20 protein-coding genes and 1 riboswitch are annotated in these 18,152 nt (G+C 63.3%); of the genes, 7 read left to right on the top strand and 13 right to left on the bottom strand.

The annotated features are described in order from the left end of the window. The first annotated feature begins 84 nt into the window (after nucleotides 1–84). Entirely contained in the window at nucleotides 85–1,536 is a 1,452-nt protein-coding gene (gene gatB, locus V5B40_RS08150; RefSeq protein WP_332354015.1) for an Asp-tRNA(Asn)/Glu-tRNA(Gln) amidotransferase subunit GatB, read from the top strand. Between the two features lie 51 nt (nucleotides 1,537–1,587). Here the strand turns inward: gatB and V5B40_RS08155 are convergent, their stop codons facing one another. Beyond that, entirely contained in the window at nucleotides 1,588–2,220 is a 633-nt protein-coding gene (locus V5B40_RS08155) for a hypothetical protein (protein WP_332354016.1), read from the bottom strand. Continuing rightward, nucleotides 2,204–2,851, bottom strand: a complete 648-nt coding sequence (gene pyrE, locus V5B40_RS08160; protein WP_332354017.1) for an orotate phosphoribosyltransferase — start codon at nucleotides 2,849–2,851, stop codon at nucleotides 2,204–2,206. The genes V5B40_RS08155 and pyrE overlap by 17 nt, the downstream gene beginning before the upstream one ends. Nucleotides 2,852–2,894: 43 nt before the next feature. Between pyrE and V5B40_RS08165 the strand changes: the two genes are divergently transcribed. From V5B40_RS08165 to V5B40_RS08190, 6 genes are all read left to right on the top strand, one after another. Beyond that, nucleotides 2,895–3,692, top strand: coding sequence for an exodeoxyribonuclease III (locus V5B40_RS08165; RefSeq protein WP_332354018.1), 798 nt, complete (start codon nucleotides 2,895–2,897; stop codon nucleotides 3,690–3,692). A 216-nt stretch (nucleotides 3,693–3,908) separates the two neighbouring features. Then, nucleotides 3,909–4,811 (top strand): DUF4338 domain-containing protein, encoded by a 903-nt coding sequence (locus V5B40_RS08170; RefSeq protein ID WP_332354019.1) that lies wholly within the window; start codon nucleotides 3,909–3,911, stop codon nucleotides 4,809–4,811. Next, nucleotides 4,808–6,328, top strand: coding sequence for a transposase family protein (locus V5B40_RS08175; protein ID WP_332352691.1), 1,521 nt, complete (start codon nucleotides 4,808–4,810; stop codon nucleotides 6,326–6,328). Before V5B40_RS08170 ends, V5B40_RS08175 begins: the two co-directional genes overlap by 4 nt. Nucleotides 6,329–6,714: 386 nt before the next feature. Further along, the gene (locus tag V5B40_RS08180) at nucleotides 6,715–7,038 is read left to right on the top strand and encodes a DUF883 family protein (RefSeq protein WP_332354020.1); all 324 of its coding nucleotides are present in this window, start codon (nucleotides 6,715–6,717) and stop codon (nucleotides 7,036–7,038) included. 15 nt (nucleotides 7,039–7,053) lie between these two features. Continuing rightward, a complete protein-coding gene (locus V5B40_RS08185; RefSeq protein WP_332354021.1) occupies nucleotides 7,054–7,473 on the top strand; it encodes a phage holin family protein in 420 nt (139 codons plus the stop codon). Then, entirely contained in the window at nucleotides 7,454–7,780 is a 327-nt protein-coding gene (locus tag V5B40_RS08190; protein ID WP_332354022.1) for a YqjK-like family protein, read from the top strand. Before V5B40_RS08185 ends, V5B40_RS08190 begins: the two co-directional genes overlap by 20 nt. 15 nt (nucleotides 7,781–7,795) lie before the next feature. Here V5B40_RS08190 and V5B40_RS08195 read toward each other — a convergent pair whose 3' ends face one another. From V5B40_RS08195 to V5B40_RS08245, 11 genes are all read right to left on the bottom strand, one after another. Next, a complete protein-coding gene (locus V5B40_RS08195; RefSeq protein WP_332354023.1) occupies nucleotides 7,796–8,527 on the bottom strand; it encodes a uracil-DNA glycosylase family protein in 732 nt (243 codons plus the stop codon). Next, nucleotides 8,494–9,717, bottom strand: a complete 1,224-nt coding sequence (locus V5B40_RS08200) for an AmpG family muropeptide MFS transporter (RefSeq protein ID WP_332354172.1) — start codon at nucleotides 9,715–9,717, stop codon at nucleotides 8,494–8,496. The genes V5B40_RS08195 and V5B40_RS08200 overlap by 34 nt, the downstream gene beginning before the upstream one ends. 35 nt (nucleotides 9,718–9,752) lie before the next feature. Then, nucleotides 9,753–10,376, bottom strand: a complete 624-nt coding sequence (metW, locus tag V5B40_RS08205) for a methionine biosynthesis protein MetW (RefSeq protein ID WP_332354024.1) — start codon at nucleotides 10,374–10,376, stop codon at nucleotides 9,753–9,755. Further along, nucleotides 10,373–11,500: a homoserine O-succinyltransferase MetX gene (gene metX, locus V5B40_RS08210; protein ID WP_332354025.1), complete on the bottom strand. Its 1,128-nt coding sequence runs from the start codon at nucleotides 11,498–11,500 to the stop codon at nucleotides 10,373–10,375. The genes metW and metX overlap by 4 nt, the downstream gene beginning before the upstream one ends. A 180-nt stretch (nucleotides 11,501–11,680) precedes the next feature. After that, a riboswitch (SAM riboswitch) is annotated at nucleotides 11,681–11,757 on the bottom strand. Nucleotides 11,758–11,788: 31 nt separating this feature from the next. Continuing rightward, nucleotides 11,789–13,531: a phosphoenolpyruvate--protein phosphotransferase gene (gene ptsP, locus V5B40_RS08215; RefSeq protein ID WP_332354026.1), complete on the bottom strand. Its 1,743-nt coding sequence runs from the start codon at nucleotides 13,529–13,531 to the stop codon at nucleotides 11,789–11,791. 25 nt (nucleotides 13,532–13,556) lie between these two features. Next, nucleotides 13,557–13,826 carry an HPr family phosphocarrier protein gene (locus tag V5B40_RS08220; protein ID WP_332354027.1) on the bottom strand — a complete coding sequence of 90 codons (270 nt, stop codon included), beginning with the start codon at nucleotides 13,824–13,826 and terminating at the stop codon, nucleotides 13,557–13,559. A gap of 25 nt (nucleotides 13,827–13,851) precedes the next feature. Then, a complete protein-coding gene (locus V5B40_RS08225; protein ID WP_332354028.1) occupies nucleotides 13,852–14,241 on the bottom strand; it encodes a PTS sugar transporter subunit IIA in 390 nt (129 codons plus the stop codon). A gap of 79 nt (nucleotides 14,242–14,320) precedes the next feature. Further along, nucleotides 14,321–15,358 (bottom strand): FAD:protein FMN transferase, encoded by a 1,038-nt coding sequence (locus tag V5B40_RS08230; protein ID WP_332354029.1) that lies wholly within the window; start codon nucleotides 15,356–15,358, stop codon nucleotides 14,321–14,323. Continuing rightward, nucleotides 15,340–16,293 carry a glutathione synthase gene (gene gshB / locus V5B40_RS08235; protein ID WP_332354031.1) on the bottom strand — a complete coding sequence of 318 codons (954 nt, stop codon included), beginning with the start codon at nucleotides 16,291–16,293 and terminating at the stop codon, nucleotides 15,340–15,342. The genes V5B40_RS08230 and gshB overlap by 19 nt, the downstream gene beginning before the upstream one ends. A 118-nt stretch (nucleotides 16,294–16,411) precedes the next feature. Further along, a complete protein-coding gene (locus V5B40_RS08240) occupies nucleotides 16,412–17,668 on the bottom strand; it encodes a class I SAM-dependent methyltransferase (RefSeq protein WP_332354032.1) in 1,257 nt (418 codons plus the stop codon). Then, nucleotides 17,668–18,147, bottom strand: a complete 480-nt coding sequence (locus tag V5B40_RS08245) for a CreA family protein (RefSeq protein ID WP_332354033.1) — start codon at nucleotides 18,145–18,147, stop codon at nucleotides 17,668–17,670. The genes V5B40_RS08240 and V5B40_RS08245 overlap by 1 nt, the downstream gene beginning before the upstream one ends. Nucleotides 18,148–18,152 lie beyond the last annotated feature (5 nt).

An 18,152-nucleotide genomic window follows, 5' to 3' on the forward strand; every position in this document is an offset into this window, starting at 1 on the left:
GTGCGCCCAGGCGGCGCCAGCTCTCCCCTTTCGCCCATCGGCCGCTGGCCATGGGCGTCGTTATTGAAGAGTGAGTAAGCAGTGATGAATGCATGGGAAGTGGTCATCGGCATCGAGACGCACGCGCAGTTGTCGACGCAAGCGAAGATTTTCTCGGGCAGCTCGACGGCTTTTGGCGCGGAGCCCAATGTCCAGGCCAATGCCGTCGATATCGCCCTGCCTGGAGTGCTGCCGGTGCTCAACAAGGGCGCCGTCGAATGCGCGATCCGCTTCGGCCTGGCAGTCGGCGCGAAGATCGCACCGCGATCGGTTTTCGCGCGCAAGAATTACTTTTACCCGGACCTTCCCAAGGGTTACCAGATCAGCCAGTACGAACTGCCGGTGGTCCTTGGCGGGCAGCTGGCGATCACGGTGGGTGAGCACGAGCGAGTGGTGAAGCTGACCCGCGCTCACCTCGAGGAAGACGCTGGCAAGTCCTTGCATGAATGCCCGGGGGCGAACTTCCACGGCCGTACGGGAATCGATCTCAACCGTGCCGGGACGCCGCTGCTGGAGATCGTCACCGAGCCCGACATGCGATCTTCGAGCGAAGCCGTCGCCTACGCCCGCGCGCTGCACGCGCTGGTACGCTGGATCGGTATCTGCGACGGCAACATGCAGGAAGGCTCCTTCCGCTGCGACGCCAACGTTTCGGTTCGCCCGCTTGGCCAGGCCGAGTTCGGCACACGGCGCGAAATCAAGAACCTGAACTCGTTCCGCTTCATGCAGCAGGCGATCGACTACGAAGTGCAATGGCAGATCGCGACCCTCGAAGATGGTGGCAGGATCGAACAGGCAACCGTTCTCTTCGATCCGCAGAGCGGCGAAACACGCGCCATGCGCTCCAAGGAAGACGCCCACGATTACCGCTACTTCCCGGACCCCGATCTGCTGCCGCTAATCATCGATCGCCAGTGGATCGACGAGATCGCTCGGCAACTGCCCGAACTGCCGGCGGCGCGACGCGATCGCCTGGCCGCCGAGTACGGACTCTCGGCCTACGACGCCAAGCTCCTGACCAGCTCGCTCGAACTCGCCGCGTACTACGAAGCAGCCGTTGCCGCGGCCGGCAGCGCAGGCGCCAAGGCTTGCGCCAACTGGGTGATGGTCGACCTGACCGCTCGTCTGAACAAGGAAGAACTGGATGTCAGCCAGTCACCAGTCTCACCCGAGCAGCTCGGCGGCATGGTCGCGCGCATCGTCGATGGCACGATCTCCACGAATATTGCCCGCAAAGTGTTCGACGCTCTCTGCAACGGCGAAGGGAGTTCTGCCGACCAGATCATTGCCAGCCAGGGCCTGCAACAGATTACCGACAGCGGTGCGCTGGAAACGCTGATTGACGAACTACTGGCGGCCAATGCGACGATGGTCGGCGAGTTCAGGGCCGGCAAGGAAAAAGCCTTCAATGCACTCGTCGGCCAGGCGATGAAGGCGACACGCGGCAAGGCCAACCCACAACAGGTCAACGCACTGCTGCGCAAGAAGCTCGGCTGACCCTGGAGTAGCCCCCGGTAGCGCCGCAGGGCCAGCAGCCTGCCCGAGCGCTCAGCGGCGGTCGGCCGCCGCCCGCGTCAGAATATCGCGAAAGCGGCGCAAGTCCTCGTCGTACTTGAGGCGAACGGCTTGCTGGTCTTTCCTCTTCGAGTCGATCACCGACTCCTGCGCCCGGATCTCGTAATCCGCATCGCGCAAGCCCTTGGCGATCTCCGCCGGCAGGCGCCGTTTCTTGTAGAACTCGGCCTCGTTCTCGAACTTCCGGCGATGCTTGCGGATCTCGACGATTCGCTCTTCAGCTGCCTTGACGGCTGTGTCGAGGTCGCCCAGAGTGCGGCTACGCATGACCTCGATATCTTTTTCGCTACCGTAGGTATTGAGCAGCGCCTGATCTCTGCGTTTCTGCTCATTCTCGACGCGCTCCCGCTCCTGCCGCAACTTGGCTTCGGCCGCTTTTGCCGCGCGCTCCTCGGCGGTCAGCGGCGCGTCGACCACTTTCGCCGTCCTGCCGGATTGTCCGAGTTCGCGATAGGCGCGCCCGTAACAGGCGGTCGGCAGGATGTCACCGCAGACCTGCTTGCCCGACTCGTCGTGGCAACAGAAAATCTGCGCGGCGGCGAAACTGCTACCAGTACCCGCCACCACCAGCGCCATCAGCAAGCCGAAGCTAGCTGCTGCGCGCAACGCCGTATTCCTGCCGGTAGCGTTTGACCGCCGTCTCGTAATGCGCAAAATCCGGGCGGTCATGAAGGAAGGCCAGCAAGTCGTCCAGGCTGGCAACGGCGATCACCGGGATATCGTAGTCGCGCCGGACTTCCTGCACCGCCGACAAGGCGCCGCGGCCACGTTCCATGCGATCGAGGGCGATCACCACGCCGCAGGGCGTAGCACCCGCGGCACGGATCAACTCTACCGATTCGCGCACCGAGGTGCCGGCCGAAATGACGTCATCAACGATCAGAACCTGCCCCGCCAAGGGTGCGCCGACAATACTGCCACCTTCGCCGTGATCCTTGGCTTCCTTGCGATTGAACGAGAAAGGCAGGTTGCGCCCGGCACGCGCCAGGGCGACGGCAATCACCGCCACCAAAGGAATGCCTTTGTAGGCCGGCCCAAACAAACACTCGCAACGGATACCACTGACGTTGATCGCCGTAGCGTAGAATTCCGCCAGTTGCTGCAGCGCCGCGCCGTCATTGAACAGGCCGGCGTTGAAGAAGTACGGAGAAGGCCGCCCGGCCTTGGTCGTGAACTCACCAAAGCGCAGCACGTCTTTTCCGACAGCAAACTCGATGAAGTCCTGACGAAAATCCATACAGCCTTTCTTATGATCAGGGCCGTTCCCGGCCGGGTTCCCTATGTTACGCATCATTACCCTGAATCTCAACGGCATTCGTTCGGCCTGGCGCAAAGGCGTTCTTCCCTGGGCCGCCGCGCAAAACGCCGACATCATTTGCCTGCAGGAACTCAAGGCGCAGGACGCAGACCTCAGCGAAGAAATGCAGGCCCCTCATGGTTTTCATGCCTACTACCGCCATGCCGAAAAGAAGGGCTACAGCGGCGTCGGGCTGTGGTGCCGGAAGAAGCCCGAACGGATAAGCGAGGTTCTCGGCAGCGCCGAATTCGACGCCGAAGGACGCTATCTGCGCGCCGATTTTGCCGGCCTGTCGGTGGTTTCCCTGTATCAGCCGTCCGGATCCAGTTCCGACTTACGGCAAGAAGCAAAATACCGCTTCATGGACTTCATCTACCCGCATCTGCAGGCGCTCGCGTCGAGCGGACGCGAAGTCATCGTTTGCGCTGACTGGAACATCGCCCATCAGGAAATCGACCTCAAGAACTGGCGCAGCAACCGCAAGAACTCGGGGTTTCTGCCCGAAGAACGCGCCTGGGTCGGTAAATTGCTGGACGATGAAGGCTGGCGCGACGTCTACCGGCAATTGCACCCGAGCGTTGGCGAAGAAGGCTACACCTGGTGGTCGAACCGTGGCCAGGCCTGGGCCAAAAATGTCGGTTGGCGGCTCGACTATCAGCTCGCCACCCCGGCCGTAGCAGAAACGGCCAGAAGCGCAAGCGTCTATAAGGAGCAGCGCTTCAGCGATCACGCACCGCTGACCATCGACTACGATTTTGACCTCGATCGGCCGCACCCCTGAAGACCGCCACGACGGCCATGCCCCGCCCTCGCGCCGCAGGACCAAAGCTTGCTTGGCGAGCCAGCGCTGAAGCATGACGACGCCGGCCCAGTAGTGGCAAGGCGTTGCGGTGGGCAGGCAAAAAAAACCTTCGCACAAGAGGGCTAGACAGCCGGGCGGACTTCTGGCAGGATAGGTGGAGCGTAATCAATCTGCGCTTCAGTCGGAGGTTTTGCGATGCTTGCAACGAGTGCGGGGGAATGGGTGCACTGTGGTCGCGTGTTCAGCGCGACGGAGATTGCCGAGCTCTGCGCGACGGTCGCGTGGCTGCCGGGATTGGCACGCAAGGAGTTGGCGGCGACGGTCTGCGAGCACCTGGGCTGGACCACCCTGACGGGGACGGCGAAGATCAGCGCCTGCCTGGACTTCCTGGAGCGTTTGCAGGCGGCCGGATTGCTGGTACTGCCTGCGTTGAGGCCCTCGCCGCCGCGCCGTTGCGCGCCGCCCTCGGCATCCGTCGCCCCCGTTGCCGAGCCGGCGGTGCACTGCGCCCTGTCGGCGCTCGCGCCGGTGTCCCTGGAAGTGGTTCGCGACGCGACCCGGGTGGCGCAGTGGGATGCGCTGGTGGCGCGTTGGCACCCGCTGGGTTTCCAGGGGGCCTTCGGCTACCGGCTGCGCTACTTTATCACGGCGGGCGAGCGGCGGCTGGGCTGCGTCCTGCTGTCCGGTGCTGCCCGCGCGGTGGCCGTGCGCGATCAGTGGATCGGCTGGACGGCCCAGGCCCGCCGCGAGAACCTGGCGCGGGTGGTGAACAACAGCCGCTTCCTGATCTTTCCGCACGTCCGGGTGCCGCATCTGGCCAGTCATGTGCTCGGGCAACTCGCGCGCCGCACACGCGCGGACTGGCTCGAACACTGGGGCTTCGAGCCCCTGCTGCTGGAGACCTTCGTCGATCCGCGTCACTATGCCGGCACCTGCTACCGTGCCGCCGGTTGGCAGTTGCTTGGGGCAAGCAGCGGGCGCGGGCTGGCCCGCCCTGGCCAGTCCTATCACAGCACGCCCCGCCAGGTGTGGGTCAAAGCGCTGACCTCGGATGCTTGCGCCTCGTTGTGTGCCGCGCCGGGGAGCCCGCGGTCATGAGCAAACCTTGCCGTCGCCCGACACGCGTGGCCATCAAGAAGCTGCGCTCAGAGAAGAAACGGCAGGAGAAGGTACTGAACGCGAAGCTGCGCGCAACGGGACAAGTCCCCCACTCAGCCGCTCCATTGCCCAACAGAAGCTCGGCCTTCGCGACCGTCGACGAGGAACAAAAGGCCCGCGAGGACGCCGTGAGCAAACAGATGCGCCTCCTGCGCAAAGAGCTGCCCGCCTTGCTCGCTCAACTGGAACAAATTCCCGACCCGAGAGATCCCAAAAAGCGCCGGCACAAGCTGACCGTGCTTCTGCTCTACGGCTTGCTGATGTTCGTCTTTCAGTTCTCCTCCCGGCGCGAGACCAACCGCGAAATATCCCGTCCCCAGTTCATGGCCAACCTCCACCTGCTGTTCCCGGAGATCGATACCCTGCCACACGCCGACACCCTGTTTCGGCTGTTGCGCGACATTGACCTTGAACAGCTCGAACAGGCCCACGTCGATCTGGTGAGGCGGCTGATTCGCGGCAAGAACTTTCGCCGCTATCTGATCGACCACTGCTATCCGATCGCCATCGACGGCTCACAGAAGCTCGCTGGCGACACCCTCTGGACGGAGGAACTCCTGCAACGTACCGTCGGCAAGGACGAAACCCGTCACACCCAGTACTTCGTCTACGTCCTCGAGGCCAGCTTTGCCTTCCACAACGGCCTGGTCATCCCACTGCTCAGCGAGTTCCTCGAACACGCGCTGGGCGAACCCGAAGCGCAAAAGCAGGACTGCGAGCTGCGCGGCTTTGTGCGCTTGAGCGACCGGCTCAAGACGCTGTTCCCCCGCCTGCCGATCCTGCTCCTGCTCGACGGCCTCTACGCCAACGGGCCGGTGATGCGGCGCTGCTTGCGCGCCCACTGGCAGTTCATGATCGTGCTCAAGGACAAGGATTTGTCCACGGTCTGGCAGGAGTTCCGCGCGCTCCACGCCCTGAAGCCACAAGTTGTGCAGCGCGGTTGGGGAAGACGCCGACAACACTTCAGCTGGGTCAACGACATCGACTACGCCTTCGCTGCCAACGGGCGTCAGCGTCTCAAGCTGAATCTGGTGGTCTGTGAGGAAAGCTGGGAGAAGATCGATGAACAGGCCAGGACCGTCACCGAAACATCGCGCCACGCCTGGCTCTCCAGCCAACCGCTCAGCCAAGACAATGTCCATGAGCGCTGCAACCTCGGGGCCCGCCACCGCTGGGGCATCGAAGCGGGCTTCCTCGTCGAAAAACATCAGGGCTACCACTACGAGCATGCCTTTGCCCTCGACTGGAATGCCATGAAAGGCTATCACCTCCTCATGCGCCTGGCGCATGTGTTCAATACCCTGGCACGCTTCACCCGACAGCTACGCGATCTCTATCAGCAACTCGGCGTGCGCGGTGCCATCGCCTTCATTCGAAGCTCCTGCGCCGCCCCCTGGCTCGACCCAGCACGAATCCGCGCGCTCCTCGCCGCTCCATTCCTGCTTCAACTTGAGTGACCTCACACAGGCGTACCCGAAACATCCTCTCGAGCGCGGCGTACGCCGCGTTCGGAAAGGCTCGCCTGGCGATCGTACCGCCGTCCAAAAAATTCTTTCGGCATCCTCCTGGCTGACTCCACCACCCGTCCTTTGCCGCTAGCCAACCGCAATTTGACCGCCTCGACCGCAAAAGCGGGCGTTACCGGCAAATGAGCCTGATTCGGCTGGGTCATGCGTCAGGGCTGTTGGCGAGCAGCGTGCATTGATCTTGGCCGCCTAATTCTATAATCTGACAGGCCCATGTGTGATCGCTTGCTTCACCACGATCGCTCTTTGCTCTTGCCGCTTCCGGCCCCCACCGAAGCATTCCCTTTTCGCCATCACTTTCTACTGCGAGGTCCACCATGCCCGACGTCAACAGCGAACTTTCCACCGACAGCAAACAGAAACTCGTCTCCGACATGAAAGTCGTGGTTTCTCACGCCGAGGAGCTCCTGCGCGCCACCGCTGGCGTTGCCGACGAGAAGATGAACGACCTGCGCGAGCGCATTGGCCAGAGCCTGCGCGACGCCAAGCTGCGCCTGGCCGATGCTGAAGGGGCAGTGGTCGATAAAACCAAGGCCGCCGCACGGGCCACCGACGACTTCGTGCACGAGAACCCGTGGCGCGCCGTCGGCGTCGCGGCCGTCGTCGGCCTGCTCCTCGGTGCCGTCATCAGTCGCCGCTAGGGTTTGCCCCGCGCCATGAGCGACCCGACCGTCAGCGCGGGCAGGGCTGGCCGGGGCCTGTTCACCGGCACCCGAAACGGAGCGCTCGCGCTACTCGGCAGCGGGCGGACGCGGCTGGAACTTCTGGGCAATGAACTCAAGGAAGAAAAGCTGCGCGCCGTCCGCCTGCTGCTCTGGTCGCAGATCATGGTGTTCTGCCTGGCGCTGGGCACGACACTACTGGTGGCTTTGCTGTTCGCCGTGTACTGGGAGTACCGAGTCGTCCTCCTGGCCTCGAGCGGGGTGCTGTTCATTGCCTGCAGCGGTCTCGCCTACGTCGCGCTACAGCGGAGCATGCGCCGACCCGAGCACCTCTTCGCCGCCAGCCTCGCCCAGCTTGAAGAGGATCTTCGCCAACTGAAACAGGCAGCCGGCGATGAATCAAGAGCTGATTGACCTGGCCATCGAGCGCGGCCGACTGATCGAACGTATCAGCAATCAGCGTCAACTGCTGGCCCGGGAACTGCAACCCCTCGGCGACGCTCTGCAAACCGCCGATCGCGCCATTGCCACGGTGCGCACCGGCACCACTTACGTCAAGCAACACCCGGAAATCGTCGCCGTCGGCATCGCTGTGTTGATCGTCGTCAAACCGGGCCGCGCCTGGCGCTGGAGCCAACGCGGCTACTTCGCCTGGCGTGCCTTGAGCACGCTGCGCAGACAGTTGACCGATCTCGGCGTGCTCGCTGGCCGGCGACCCTAGCCAGCAGCGCCACCTTCACTGCCAGACACCAAGCGCCAGCAGCTGCTTGCTGGCGACTTCCGCCCAGCCGCGGTTGGCCGCCGGACTGGCCGGACTCGGATGCAGCACGCGTCCGATCCTGACGCCCGTCCCGGCCAGGGCCGTGCTCGCCCGCACCGCAGCGAAAGCGCCCACGCCGATCACCCATTGCGGCTGCAAAGCGGCGACCAGGGCCTGCAGATGCGCATCGCAGGCCGAACGCAAGGCCGTCGCCTCGTCGGCGGGCAGCTTGTCCGGAGTAAGATTGCGGCCGCGCTCAAAAAAAGCCAGCGGGCAATAATTGGCGACGAAGTGTTCGTCGAAAAAGGACTCGGCGCTAGCGAAGCGCTCGCGGAACAGCCCCCACAGGCGCCGCCCGCTGACCTCGGAACGTATGCAGGCGAAGCCTTCGATCGGCCGCCAGGGATTCTCCGGCGCCGGTTGCTGCACTTCGGCGACGATCCCCAGCCAGTCGCGCACCGCCGCAATCTCGCCGAAAGGCACGCCACACTGCACCATCCCGAAAGGTCCGGGATTCATGCCCAGAAACACTACCCGCCGGTGGCCGGCCGCATAGCGACGCAGGTACATCTCGTGCGCTGCCCAGGCATAGGTCAGCGGATCATAGGTGTGAGTGACCGGCGGCGCGAAGTGCAGCGTGGCCAGTCTTGCCGACAACTGCCGGGCGGCAGCAATCAGGGTCTCGGCGACGCCGACGTCTCGTTCCATGGAGCGACCTTCAACAACAGGAGCATGCCCGGGAGGGCCAGCCCGAAGCACAGAAAAAAGAAACTGACCCAGCCCAGCGACTCGACCAGCGCGCCCGCAGTGGCGTTGATAAAGGTCCGCGGAACGGCCGCCAGGCTGGTAAACAAGGCGAACTGGGTAGCCGTAAACGCCGGGTTGGTGGCGCGCGCAATGAACGCCGTAAACGCCGCCGTGCCCAGACCGACGCCCAGATACTCGGCGGCGATGACACTCGCCAGCGCCAGCCGATCGATGCCTTCGATGCTCGGCTGCACGCCGCGCCACGCCAGCCACGCGAAGCCAAGAATCGTCGCCATCTGCACCGCGCCGAACAGCCACAGGGCACGGTTGATGCCCAGGCGGACCATCCACAGACCGCCGAGCAGCCCGCCGAATACCGCCGGCCACAGACCGGCATGTTTGGCGATCACGCCAATGTCGGTCATGCTGTAGCCGAGATCGAGGTAGAACGGCGTCGACAGGCTGGTGGCCAGCGAATCGCCAAGCTTGTAGAGAAAAATGAAGCCGAGGACCAGCATCGCCCCCTGCCAGCCCTTGCGACCAATGAACTCGTGAAAAGGCTCGACGACCGCTGCGCGCAGGGTCTTTGGCGCCGCCACCGCCAGCGGTTCGTCGACCAGCAGCACCATCACCATCCCCGGCACCATGAAAGCGGCGGTGATCCAGAACACCTGCGCCCAGGGAATCAGGTCGGCGAGAATCAGGGACAGCGATCCCGGTACCAGGCCGGCGATTCGGTAGGCATTGACATGCACGGCATTGCCAAGCCCAAGCTCGTTGTCGCGCAGAATTTCGCGGCGAAAGGCATCCAGGGCGACGTCCTGCGTTGCCGAAAGAAAAGCCAGGGCCACCGACAGCCAGATCACGGGTGTCAGATTGGTCGCCGGCGAAAAGCCGCCGAGCAGGCCGATCGACAACAACAAACCGATCTGCGAGAGCAGCATCCAGCCGCGCCGGCGACCGAGCGGCAGGCAGTAACGATCGAGCAGCGGCGCCCAGAGGAACTTCCAGGTGTAGGGAAACTGGATCAGCGCGAAGAAACCGATGATCGTGAGGTCGACGCCGTCGCTGCGCAGCCAGGCCGGCAGCAGGTTCAGCAACAGGTAGAGCGGCAGGCCCGAACTGAAACCGGTGAACACACAGATCAGCATCCGCCGCGTCAGCAGCAGGCGCAACCAGTCAGGCGTCAAGATTTGCGTCCGAGCCGATAGAAAGCCAGACTGCCATTGAGGTTCGGGTCGTCGGCCACCTCCCGGCCGGCCTCGTCGAAAGCCAGACGCTCACGAATCTCGATGCCGAGCCGAGCACACAGGTCTTCGAAATCGACGATCGTGAAAAAGCGCACGTTCGGCGTATCGAACCAGTCGTAGGGCAGATCCTCGGACACCGGCATGTGCCCGGCGGCAATCGCCGCGCGGTTGCTGCGGTAGGCGAAGTTGGGGAAGCTGACCACCGCTTCGTGGGCGACGCGCAACATCTCGCTGAGAATGCGCTCGGTGGTGTGCATGGTCTGCAGGGCCTGCGAAATGATTGCCCGATCGAAAGAATGGTCTTCGAAACCGAGCAGCCCCGACTCGATGTTCATCTGGATCACGTCGACGCCGTTGCAAATACAGGCGAGAACGCTTTCCGGGTCTATTTCGACGCCATAGCCGGTCACATCGCGGGTCTCATCGAGATAACGCAGCAGCCTGCCGTCGCCACAACCGAGGTCGAGAACGTGCTCGCCGGGTTGCAACCAGTTGGCAATCACCGCGAAATCGAAGCGCTCGCGTTGCTCGGCCTTGACTCTCCTCTCGTGCTCGGTCATACGGCGATGTTTCCCAGATAGGCGCGCAGCAGGGCGTGGTAGTGCTGATCGTCGAGCAGGAAGGAATCGTGACCGGCGTCGCAGTCGATCTCCGCGTACACGACGCGCAGGCGATTATCCAGCAGCGCAAAAACGATTTCCCGCGAACGCGCCGGCGCAAAACGCCAGTCGGTCGAAAAACTGGCGACGAAGAACCTCGCCCTGGCACGTGCCAGGGCACTCGGCAGATGGCCGCCGTAGGCGTAAGCGGGGTCGAAATAGTCGAGCGCCTTGGTCATCATCAGATAGGTGTTGGCGTCGAAGAAAGCGGCGAATTTATTGCCCTGGTAGCGCAGGTAGGACTCGATTTCGAAGTCCACGTCGTAGCTGAACTTGTGCTCGCCATGACGCAATTGCCGGCCGAATTTCTCGGCCATCTGGCTATCCGATAGATAGGTGATATGGCCGACCATGCGCGCCAGCCGCAAGCCGCGTGTCGGCAGGACGCCGTGCTCGGCGTAGTAACCGCCATGAAAGTCCGGATCGGAAATGATGGCCTGCCGTGCAACCTCGTTGAAGGCGATGTTCTGCGCCGACAGCTTGGGTGCCGAAGCAATGACCATCGCGTGCCGGATGCGATCGGGGAACTGCAAAGACCATTCGAGCGCCTGCATGCCACCGAGGCTGCCGCCGAGCACGGCCGCCCAGGTGTCGATGCCGAGATGGTCGGCCAGCCTGGCCTGTGCTGCCACCCAGTCCTCGACGGTGATCAGGGGGAAATCAGCGCCGTAGCGCTTGCCGGTCTCGGGCCTGATCGACAGCGGACCGGTCGAACCGTAGCAACCGCCCAGGTTGTTGACCCCGATGACGAAGAACTTGTCGGTATCGAGCGGCTTGCCGGGCCCGACCAGGTTGTCCCACCAGCCGATGTTCTCGGGATCGTCAGCATAGAAGCCGGCGACATGATGGCTGCCCGCCAGCGCATGGCAGACCAGCACGGCGTTGGAACGTTCGGCGTTGAGCGTGCCATAGGTCTCGTAAGCGAGCTCGAAACCGGGTAGCACAGCGCCGCTCTTCAGTGTCAGCGGGGTAGCGAAGCGCACGCGCTGCGGCGTAACGAGTCCGACAGAGTTCTCTGATGACATCGCGATCGTAGGGGTACCCGAGGCAGGAGAAGAAAAAAACCCAGTCCACTAGCAAGGCGGACTGGGCGTGCCGCGCTTTAATGTGAAAGTCGCGCAAGCGACTCACGAAACTCCCTTCTCCCCTCGCGGGAGAAGGGTCGGGGAAGAGGGAAAACGGTCATGACTTTCATGATCCCGGGCGTCTCGATTGTCATGACCGTTAGCCGTATTTATAAGGCGCCCGCAAGCTGATCGTTCAAATCGGCGCCAAGGCCGCGAAAGTTACCTGCAGCCTGGGAAAAAGTCAATTCAGGTGTTGAGTTTCTCCAGTTGCTCGCGAATTTTTCCGGGCTCCTCGTGGCGCAACATGCGGCGAACGATGGGCGCCAGCTCCGCACAGTTGCTTTGCATGATGCGCTGCTTGACCGACAGGATCTGCGCCGGATGCATCGAAAACTGGCGCAGTCCCATGCCCAGCAGCAGGCGCGTCAGCAGGGGGTCGCCGGCCAGCTCGCCACAGATCGAAACCGGGATATGCACCTTTTCGGCACTGGCGATGGTGTGCGCCAGGAGCATCAGGACGGCCGGATGCAGTGGATCGTAAAGGTGTGCCACCTGCTCGTCGCTGCGATCGATGGCCAAGGTGTACTGGATCAGGTCATTGGTCCCGATCGACAGGAAATGCAGGCGACGCAGAAAGAGTCCGACGGCCAGCGCCGCCGCCGGGATCTCGATCATCGCCCCGACTTCGATCTCCTCGTTGAAGGGGCAGTTCTCGCTGCGCAGGGTCGCCTTCGCGCGCTCGATGGCGGCCAGCGTCTGATCAATCTCGTGCGCCTGCGAAAGCATAGGAATCAGCAACTTGATCTTGCCGAACTGCGTTGCGCGCAGGATGGCGCGCAACTGCGTCTGGAACATTTTCGATTCGGCCAGCGACAAGCGGATCGCGCGCAGGCCAAGCGCCGGATTGCTTTGCATACGGTCGCCGACCACTTTCCCCGGATGCAGGTCCTTGTCGTAACCGAGATCGAAAGTACGGATGGTGACCGGCCGCCCGCCCATTCCCTTGACCACCGTTCGGTAGGCTTCGAACTGCTCGTCTTCGGTCGGCATGTCGCCGCGATCGAGAAAAAGGAATTCGGTGCGAAACAAACCAACGCCTTCGGCGCCGCCGTCGAGCGCGTTGGCGACGTCGCCCGGTAGCTCGATATTGGCGTGCAGCGCAATATCGACGCCATCGAGCGTCGACGACTTGGCCGTCTTGAGACGCCTGAGCTTGGTGCGTTCGAGCTCGATCTGACTTTTTCTGAGTCGATACTCGTCGAGAATGCGCGCATCGGGGTTGACGATCAGCACGCCGCGCGTGCCGTCGACAATCAGGTTTTCCTTGTCTTGAATCAGTTGCCGGGCATTGTGCAGGCCAAGCACCGCCGGAATGCGCAGGCTGCGCGCGAGAATCGCGGTATGCGAGGTCGAGCCGCCGACGTCGGTGACAAAGGCAGCGACGTGATGATCCTTGTAGGCGATGACGTCGGCCGGCGAGAGATCGTGAGCAACGATAATCAGATCTTCTTCCTTGACCCCCTTGCTGGTCCGTAGGGCCACCCGGCCCGGCTGGCCAACGAGTTCCTTGATCACCCGCTCGACGACCTGGCGCACGTCGTAGCTGCGCTCGCGCAGATACTGATCCTCGAAACTTTCGAACTGACCGACCAACACTTCCATCTGCTGCACCAGCGCCCATTCAGCATTGCAGCGGCGCTCGCGAATCAACTGCTTGGGAGTGTCGGCGAGTTCCGGGTCGGCGAGAATCATCGTATGCAGGTCGATGAAAGCGCCGAATTCGCCCGGCGAATTGTGCAGGCGCTCCTTCAGGCTGGCAAACTCCTCGTGAACCCTGAGCAGTGCCTCCTCGAAGCGCGCCACCTCTTTTTCCACCAGGCGAGGCGCGATAACCAGGTGCGACACCTCGAGAGTCGCGTGCGACATCAGATGCGCCCGCCCAATCGCGATGCCGCCGGAAACCGGCAGCCCGTGCAAGGTAAAACTCATAATGGGTGTACTCGATTCACTCGATTCACTCCGCTTCACCAAACCGGTCGGCGACGAGCGCGAGAATGGCCTCGTTGGCCTGCTGCTCGTCACTGCCCGTGGTCTCGACGAGCACTGTCGAACCTTTGCCTGCGGCCAGCATCATCACCCCCATGATGCTCTTGGCGTTGATGCGACGGGCGCCCTTCTCCATCCACACTTCGCTGTCGAAACTGCTGGCGAGCTGCGTCAGCTTGGCCGAGGCACGCGCGTGCAGGCCCAGTTTATTGAGAATTTCCGTTTCAGCACGTACCATCAAGGCCTCCGATCATCGTCAGCGACTAGTGCGTCGGCAGCTTCATCACGCCATCGTGGGCACCGCTGACGGCTTTCTGCAGAAGGGTGTCCATGTCCTTGTCGCGATAGGTCAACGCGCGCAGCAGCATCGGCAGGCTGAGGCCGGAAACCCCTTCGACGTGGCCAGACTGGAGCAATTTGAGCGCCAGGTTGGCCGGCGTCGCGCCAAAAATGTCGGTCATCACCACCACCCCCCGGCCTCCGTCGACTTCCTTGAGCAGCAAGCGCGCCCGCGGCAGGATATCGAGCGGGTCATCCTGCGGTGCGACGCCGAGTTGTGCGATCAGTGGCGGACGCTTGTTGAGGACGTGACAGACATTCTGAATCAGGCTTTCGCCGAAGCAGCCGTGGGTTATCAGAAGAATGCCGATCATTGCGCCCCCTCATCGAAACAGGCCGCCATTCTAAGCGATTCCGCGCCGCCGGGCACTGTCCACAGTCGCCGCGCAGCGCTCAGGGAAGGACTTCGAGTGACGGCGGCGGGCCGCCGCGGTAGGCAAGCCGAGCGTGCAGCGTCCGACTGACCTGGACCCGGCCTTCGGCATCGACCCTGAGAACCTGCTCCAGCTGCAGCCGACGCGCCAGGCGCGGCCAATCGGCGCCGGCAATGAACAAGGGCTTGGAGGCGACGTCAGAGAGCGTTCCGGCGTCGGGCCGCGCGCTGATCAGCACGCTCAGCGCCTGCGTGTGCTGCACCGGCTGAGCGCTACGCGGGTCGAGCAGGTGGCTGTAGCGCCGGCCGTCGATCTCGAAATAGCGTTGATAATCGCCCGAGGTGCCAATCGCCTCGCCATCGTCGAGTTCGACCGTCGCCAGCGGACCCGGCTGGCGCGGGTGCTGAATACCTACCCGCCAGCGCTCGCCATTCTTGCTGCCGAGCGCCAGGACATTGCCACCAATATTGATCAATGCGTTGTGCACGCCCTGCGCCTTGAGGAGGCTCGCTGCGCGGTCCAGCGCCACGCCCTTGAGGTAGCCGCCGAAATCAAGCGCCAGCCCGGCGTTGCGGCTACTGACCTGGAGCTCGTCGAGTTGCAGGTCAGCGACACCCGCTGGCGCCGCCCGCCAGGCAGCCAGCGCATCGGCGTCCGGCAAGCTCGCCGGCAAGTCGTCGGACTGAAAACCCCACAGCGCGATCAGGGCACCGATCCCGGGATCGAAAAGCCCTTCGCTGAGCAGCGAAAAACGCTGCGCGCCGGCCAGCAGGCCGGCCATTTCCGGCGTCACCGACACCGTCCGGCCGGCGGCCAGGGCCTGATTCAGGCGGCTCAGCTCGGAAGGCTGCCAGGCGTGATAACGCCGGTGAAGCCGGTCGAATTCGCGCAGCACGGCCGCTGCGGCCGGACGTGCCGCGGCCTCGGAAAGACCGGCAATCAGGATCTCGACACGGGTACCGAAAACGAAAGCCTGCTGCTGGTGCAGCGGCGCCCGAGCGCAGGCAGCGAGAAGGCAAGCCAGTGCGAAAAGGAAAACTAGGCGGCAGCCGCGCACTCACGTTCCAGCGCCACCACGAACAATTCGGCCGCGTCAAAGCCGGTCTGCTCGGCGATTTCGACGATGCACGTCGGGCTGGTGATGTTGATCTCGGTCAGCCAGTCGCCGATCACGTCGAGACCGACGAAGAACAAACCGCGCGCCGCGAGCACTGGCGCCAGGGTGGTCGCGATTTCGCGGTCGCGCGCACTCAGTTCGCGCGCCACGCCACGGCCGCCGACGGCCAGATTGCCGCGCGTCTCGCCGGGCTTGGGAATGCGCGCCAGGCAATAGGGAACGACTTCGCCGCCGACGATCAGGATGCGCTTGTCACCGTCACTGATCTCCGGAATATAGCGCTGCGCCATGATCGTACGCGCACCATGGTGGGTCAGGGTCTCGATGATCACGTTGCGATTCGGGTCATCGTGACGCACGCGAAACACCTCGCTGCCGCCCATGCCGTCGAGCGGCTTGATGATCGTATCCCGCTCCAGGTCGACAAAGGCCTGGATCAGCGCCGGCAGACGCGCCACCACGCCGGGGACCGCAAACTGCGAAAACTCGGCCACCGACAACTTCTCGGAATGATCGCGCAGCGCGCGCGGCCGATTGAAAACGCGCGCCCCCTCGGCTTCGGCGCGCTCCAGCAACCAGGTACTGGTCACGTACTCGGCGTCGAAGGGCGGATCCTTGCGCATCAGCACAGCGGCGAAATCGCGCAGTGCAACGACATGGCGATCCACCTCGATGAACCAGTCATCGTCGTCGGCGAGCATTTCCAGATGCACCGCTTCGGCACACACCCCATGCAGCGCCGACCAGTGGATCGCCGACTGCTGGACTGCCCACACCGCGTGCCCGGCGGCCTGCGCAGCGCGCATCAAGGCGATGCTGGTGTCTTTGTACGCCTTCAGCGAGGGCAAGGGATCGACGACGAATGCTAAACGCATGAGAGTTGCTCCTCCAGGGGTGCCGTGCGTTCGAACTCGAACACAGCGGCGAGTTGTGCCAGCCGGGCGACGACCCCGTCGGCGTAGACACGCTTCGGCGCGGCTGCCGCAAGCAACGCTAAGCTTCGATCCGCGATCTTACACCGCAGCCAGTCAGGAAGGTACGGAAGGACTCGGGAAGCGGCGTCTGTTCGAGACTGCGCTGGGTAAACAGAAAGCGACCGTCGCAGACGAAGCCGAGATCGGCCCAATCGACGCTGTTCAAGGCCGCCGCCAGCGCCATCACGTCGACGCCCGGATCGCGTGGAAAAATCGCCAGCAGCGAGCCATCGTAGTGCTTGCAGGGATGCACGAAGAACGGCTGCGGACGACGCGTCTTGTTGTTCACATAGACCCGTTCCTGCGGCGACTGATGATAGCCACGCCCCCACTGCCACCAGTTGGACTCATCGAAGGACCTGATTCGCCGCGCGATCAGGCGCTCCTTGTGCGCCAGCAGCGCCGCCGGCGGCGGCGCACCGGGTGCGCACCACAGCATCCGCCGCGTGGCGCCAGTGGTCACCGTCGCCGAGCAGACAAAGCTGCGGTTACCGTAGGCCTCGCTGGCATACAGATCGTCGGCACCGGACACCGCACCGACCTTGACGAAAGCGATGTCGCTCAGGTGCAAAGCGTAGTCACCGCGCGTAAACAACAGGTGCCCGCCGCTCTCGACGAAGTGGCGCTCCTCCCACTGCAATCTTGCCAGGCCGGTCAGCCCGTCGGCGACACCCTGCGCGGCGTAGCGCGTACTGCGTGAGAAATTATCGCGTTCAAAACGCCAGATCGCGCAGTTGGGTGTGACCTCGGCAAAAAGGCGCGAGTCGCCAAGATCGACGCAGTCGGTGATCGTTCCCGCCGCATGCAGCAAGCGATTGAGCGGCACCGCCGAAGTCGCCTTGAGAAAATCACGTGGCGTGATGAACACCAGTTCCCCGCCCGGCGCCAGATGCCGCAGACACTTCTCGATGAAGAACAGATACAGATTGGCGCGCCCATCGAGCACGCTATGGCTGTTCAAGGCACGCGTCTCGGCGGCAATGTCCTGATAGCGCACGTAGGGCGGATTGCCGATGATCGTGGCGAAAGTCTCCTTCTCCGGCAGCGCAAAGAAGTCCATGACCCGCGCCCCGAGGGGCGCATGCCGGGCATCGATCTCGATGCCCACGGCAAAGGGAAAATGCTGCAGGAAAGCACCGTCGCCACAGGCCGGCTCGAGCACCCGGCCGCGGTTACGGACCAGCGCCAGCATCGCCTCGACAATCGCCGGCGGAGTGAACACCTGCCCCAGAGCGCTGACGTCGTAGTCGGCCTGCGCAGGCGACAGCACTGCCATCAGCGTTCGCCCCAGGGCATTACCGGAACGGTCGAAATGCTGTTCGCCGGCGCGCCGTCGATCAACTTGCGGCTGATCGCCAGGTACACCAGGGTATTGTTGGCGGCGTCCCACATCCTGATGACGCGCGTTTCCTTGAACATGATCGAGGTGTCCTCCGAGAACACCACGGCCTCTTTCGGCAACTTGGCGGGCAGCGTGATCGGGCCGGTCTGCCGACAGGACAGCGAAAACTGCGAAGGATCCTGCGCCAGACCGAAGCTGCCACTGACGCCGCCGGTTTTCGCCTGACTGAAGTGGCAGGTCACTCCCGGCACCTGCCGGTCAGCAAAGCTCTCGACACAAATCTTGTGATTCGAGCCGATCAGCTTCCACTCGGTGGTCACGCAAGCGACCCGTTCAGCAAATGCCAACGTGCTCGACAAGGCCAGTACGGCAAGCACAGTCGCCCTGGTCAAGACTGCTGTTCGCTTCTTCATTCTGT

The sequence above is a fragment of the Candidatus Accumulibacter meliphilus genome, assembly GCF_036625345.1.
GTDB classification, from domain to species: Bacteria; Pseudomonadota; Gammaproteobacteria; order Burkholderiales; family Rhodocyclaceae; genus Accumulibacter; species Accumulibacter meliphilus.

What these genes read in the sequence shown, in the direction of transcription:
- V5B40_RS08240 (WP_332354032.1), bottom strand. Translation starts at nt 17,668, where the DNA reads ATGGCAGTGCTGTCGCCTGCGCAGGCCGACTACGACGTCAGCGCTCTG.
- gshB (WP_332354031.1), bottom strand. Translation starts at nt 16,293, where the DNA reads ATGCGTTTAGCATTCGTCGTCGATCCCTTGCCCTCGCTGAAGGCGTAC.
- V5B40_RS08185 (WP_332354021.1), top strand. Translation starts at nt 7,054, where the DNA reads ATGAGCGACCCGACCGTCAGCGCGGGCAGGGCTGGCCGGGGCCTGTTC.
- V5B40_RS08245 (WP_332354033.1), bottom strand. Translation starts at nt 18,147, where the DNA reads ATGAAGAAGCGAACAGCAGTCTTGACCAGGGCGACTGTGCTTGCCGTA.
- pyrE (WP_332354017.1), bottom strand. Translation starts at nt 2,851, where the DNA reads ATGGATTTTCGTCAGGACTTCATCGAGTTTGCTGTCGGAAAAGACGTG.
- metW (WP_332354024.1), bottom strand. Translation starts at nt 10,376, where the DNA reads ATGACCGAGCACGAGAGGAGAGTCAAGGCCGAGCAACGCGAGCGCTTC.
- metX (WP_332354025.1), bottom strand. Translation starts at nt 11,500, where the DNA reads ATGTCATCAGAGAACTCTGTCGGACTCGTTACGCCGCAGCGCGTGCGC.
- V5B40_RS08200 (WP_332354172.1), bottom strand. Translation starts at nt 9,717, where the DNA reads ATGCTGATCTGTGTGTTCACCGGTTTCAGTTCGGGCCTGCCGCTCTAC.
- V5B40_RS08170 (WP_332354019.1), top strand. Translation starts at nt 3,909, where the DNA reads ATGCTTGCAACGAGTGCGGGGGAATGGGTGCACTGTGGTCGCGTGTTC.
- ptsP (WP_332354026.1), bottom strand. Translation starts at nt 13,531, where the DNA reads ATGAGTTTTACCTTGCACGGGCTGCCGGTTTCCGGCGGCATCGCGATT.
- gatB (WP_332354015.1), top strand. Translation starts at nt 85, where the DNA reads ATGAATGCATGGGAAGTGGTCATCGGCATCGAGACGCACGCGCAGTTG.
- V5B40_RS08220 (WP_332354027.1), bottom strand. Translation starts at nt 13,826, where the DNA reads ATGGTACGTGCTGAAACGGAAATTCTCAATAAACTGGGCCTGCACGCG.
- V5B40_RS08195 (WP_332354023.1), bottom strand. Translation starts at nt 8,527, where the DNA reads ATGGAACGAGACGTCGGCGTCGCCGAGACCCTGATTGCTGCCGCCCGG.
- V5B40_RS08175 (WP_332352691.1), top strand. Translation starts at nt 4,808, where the DNA reads ATGAGCAAACCTTGCCGTCGCCCGACACGCGTGGCCATCAAGAAGCTG.
- V5B40_RS08225 (WP_332354028.1), bottom strand. Translation starts at nt 14,241, where the DNA reads ATGATCGGCATTCTTCTGATAACCCACGGCTGCTTCGGCGAAAGCCTG.
- V5B40_RS08165 (WP_332354018.1), top strand. Translation starts at nt 2,895, where the DNA reads ATGTTACGCATCATTACCCTGAATCTCAACGGCATTCGTTCGGCCTGG.
- V5B40_RS08190 (WP_332354022.1), top strand. Translation starts at nt 7,454, where the DNA reads ATGAATCAAGAGCTGATTGACCTGGCCATCGAGCGCGGCCGACTGATC.
- V5B40_RS08180 (WP_332354020.1), top strand. Translation starts at nt 6,715, where the DNA reads ATGCCCGACGTCAACAGCGAACTTTCCACCGACAGCAAACAGAAACTC.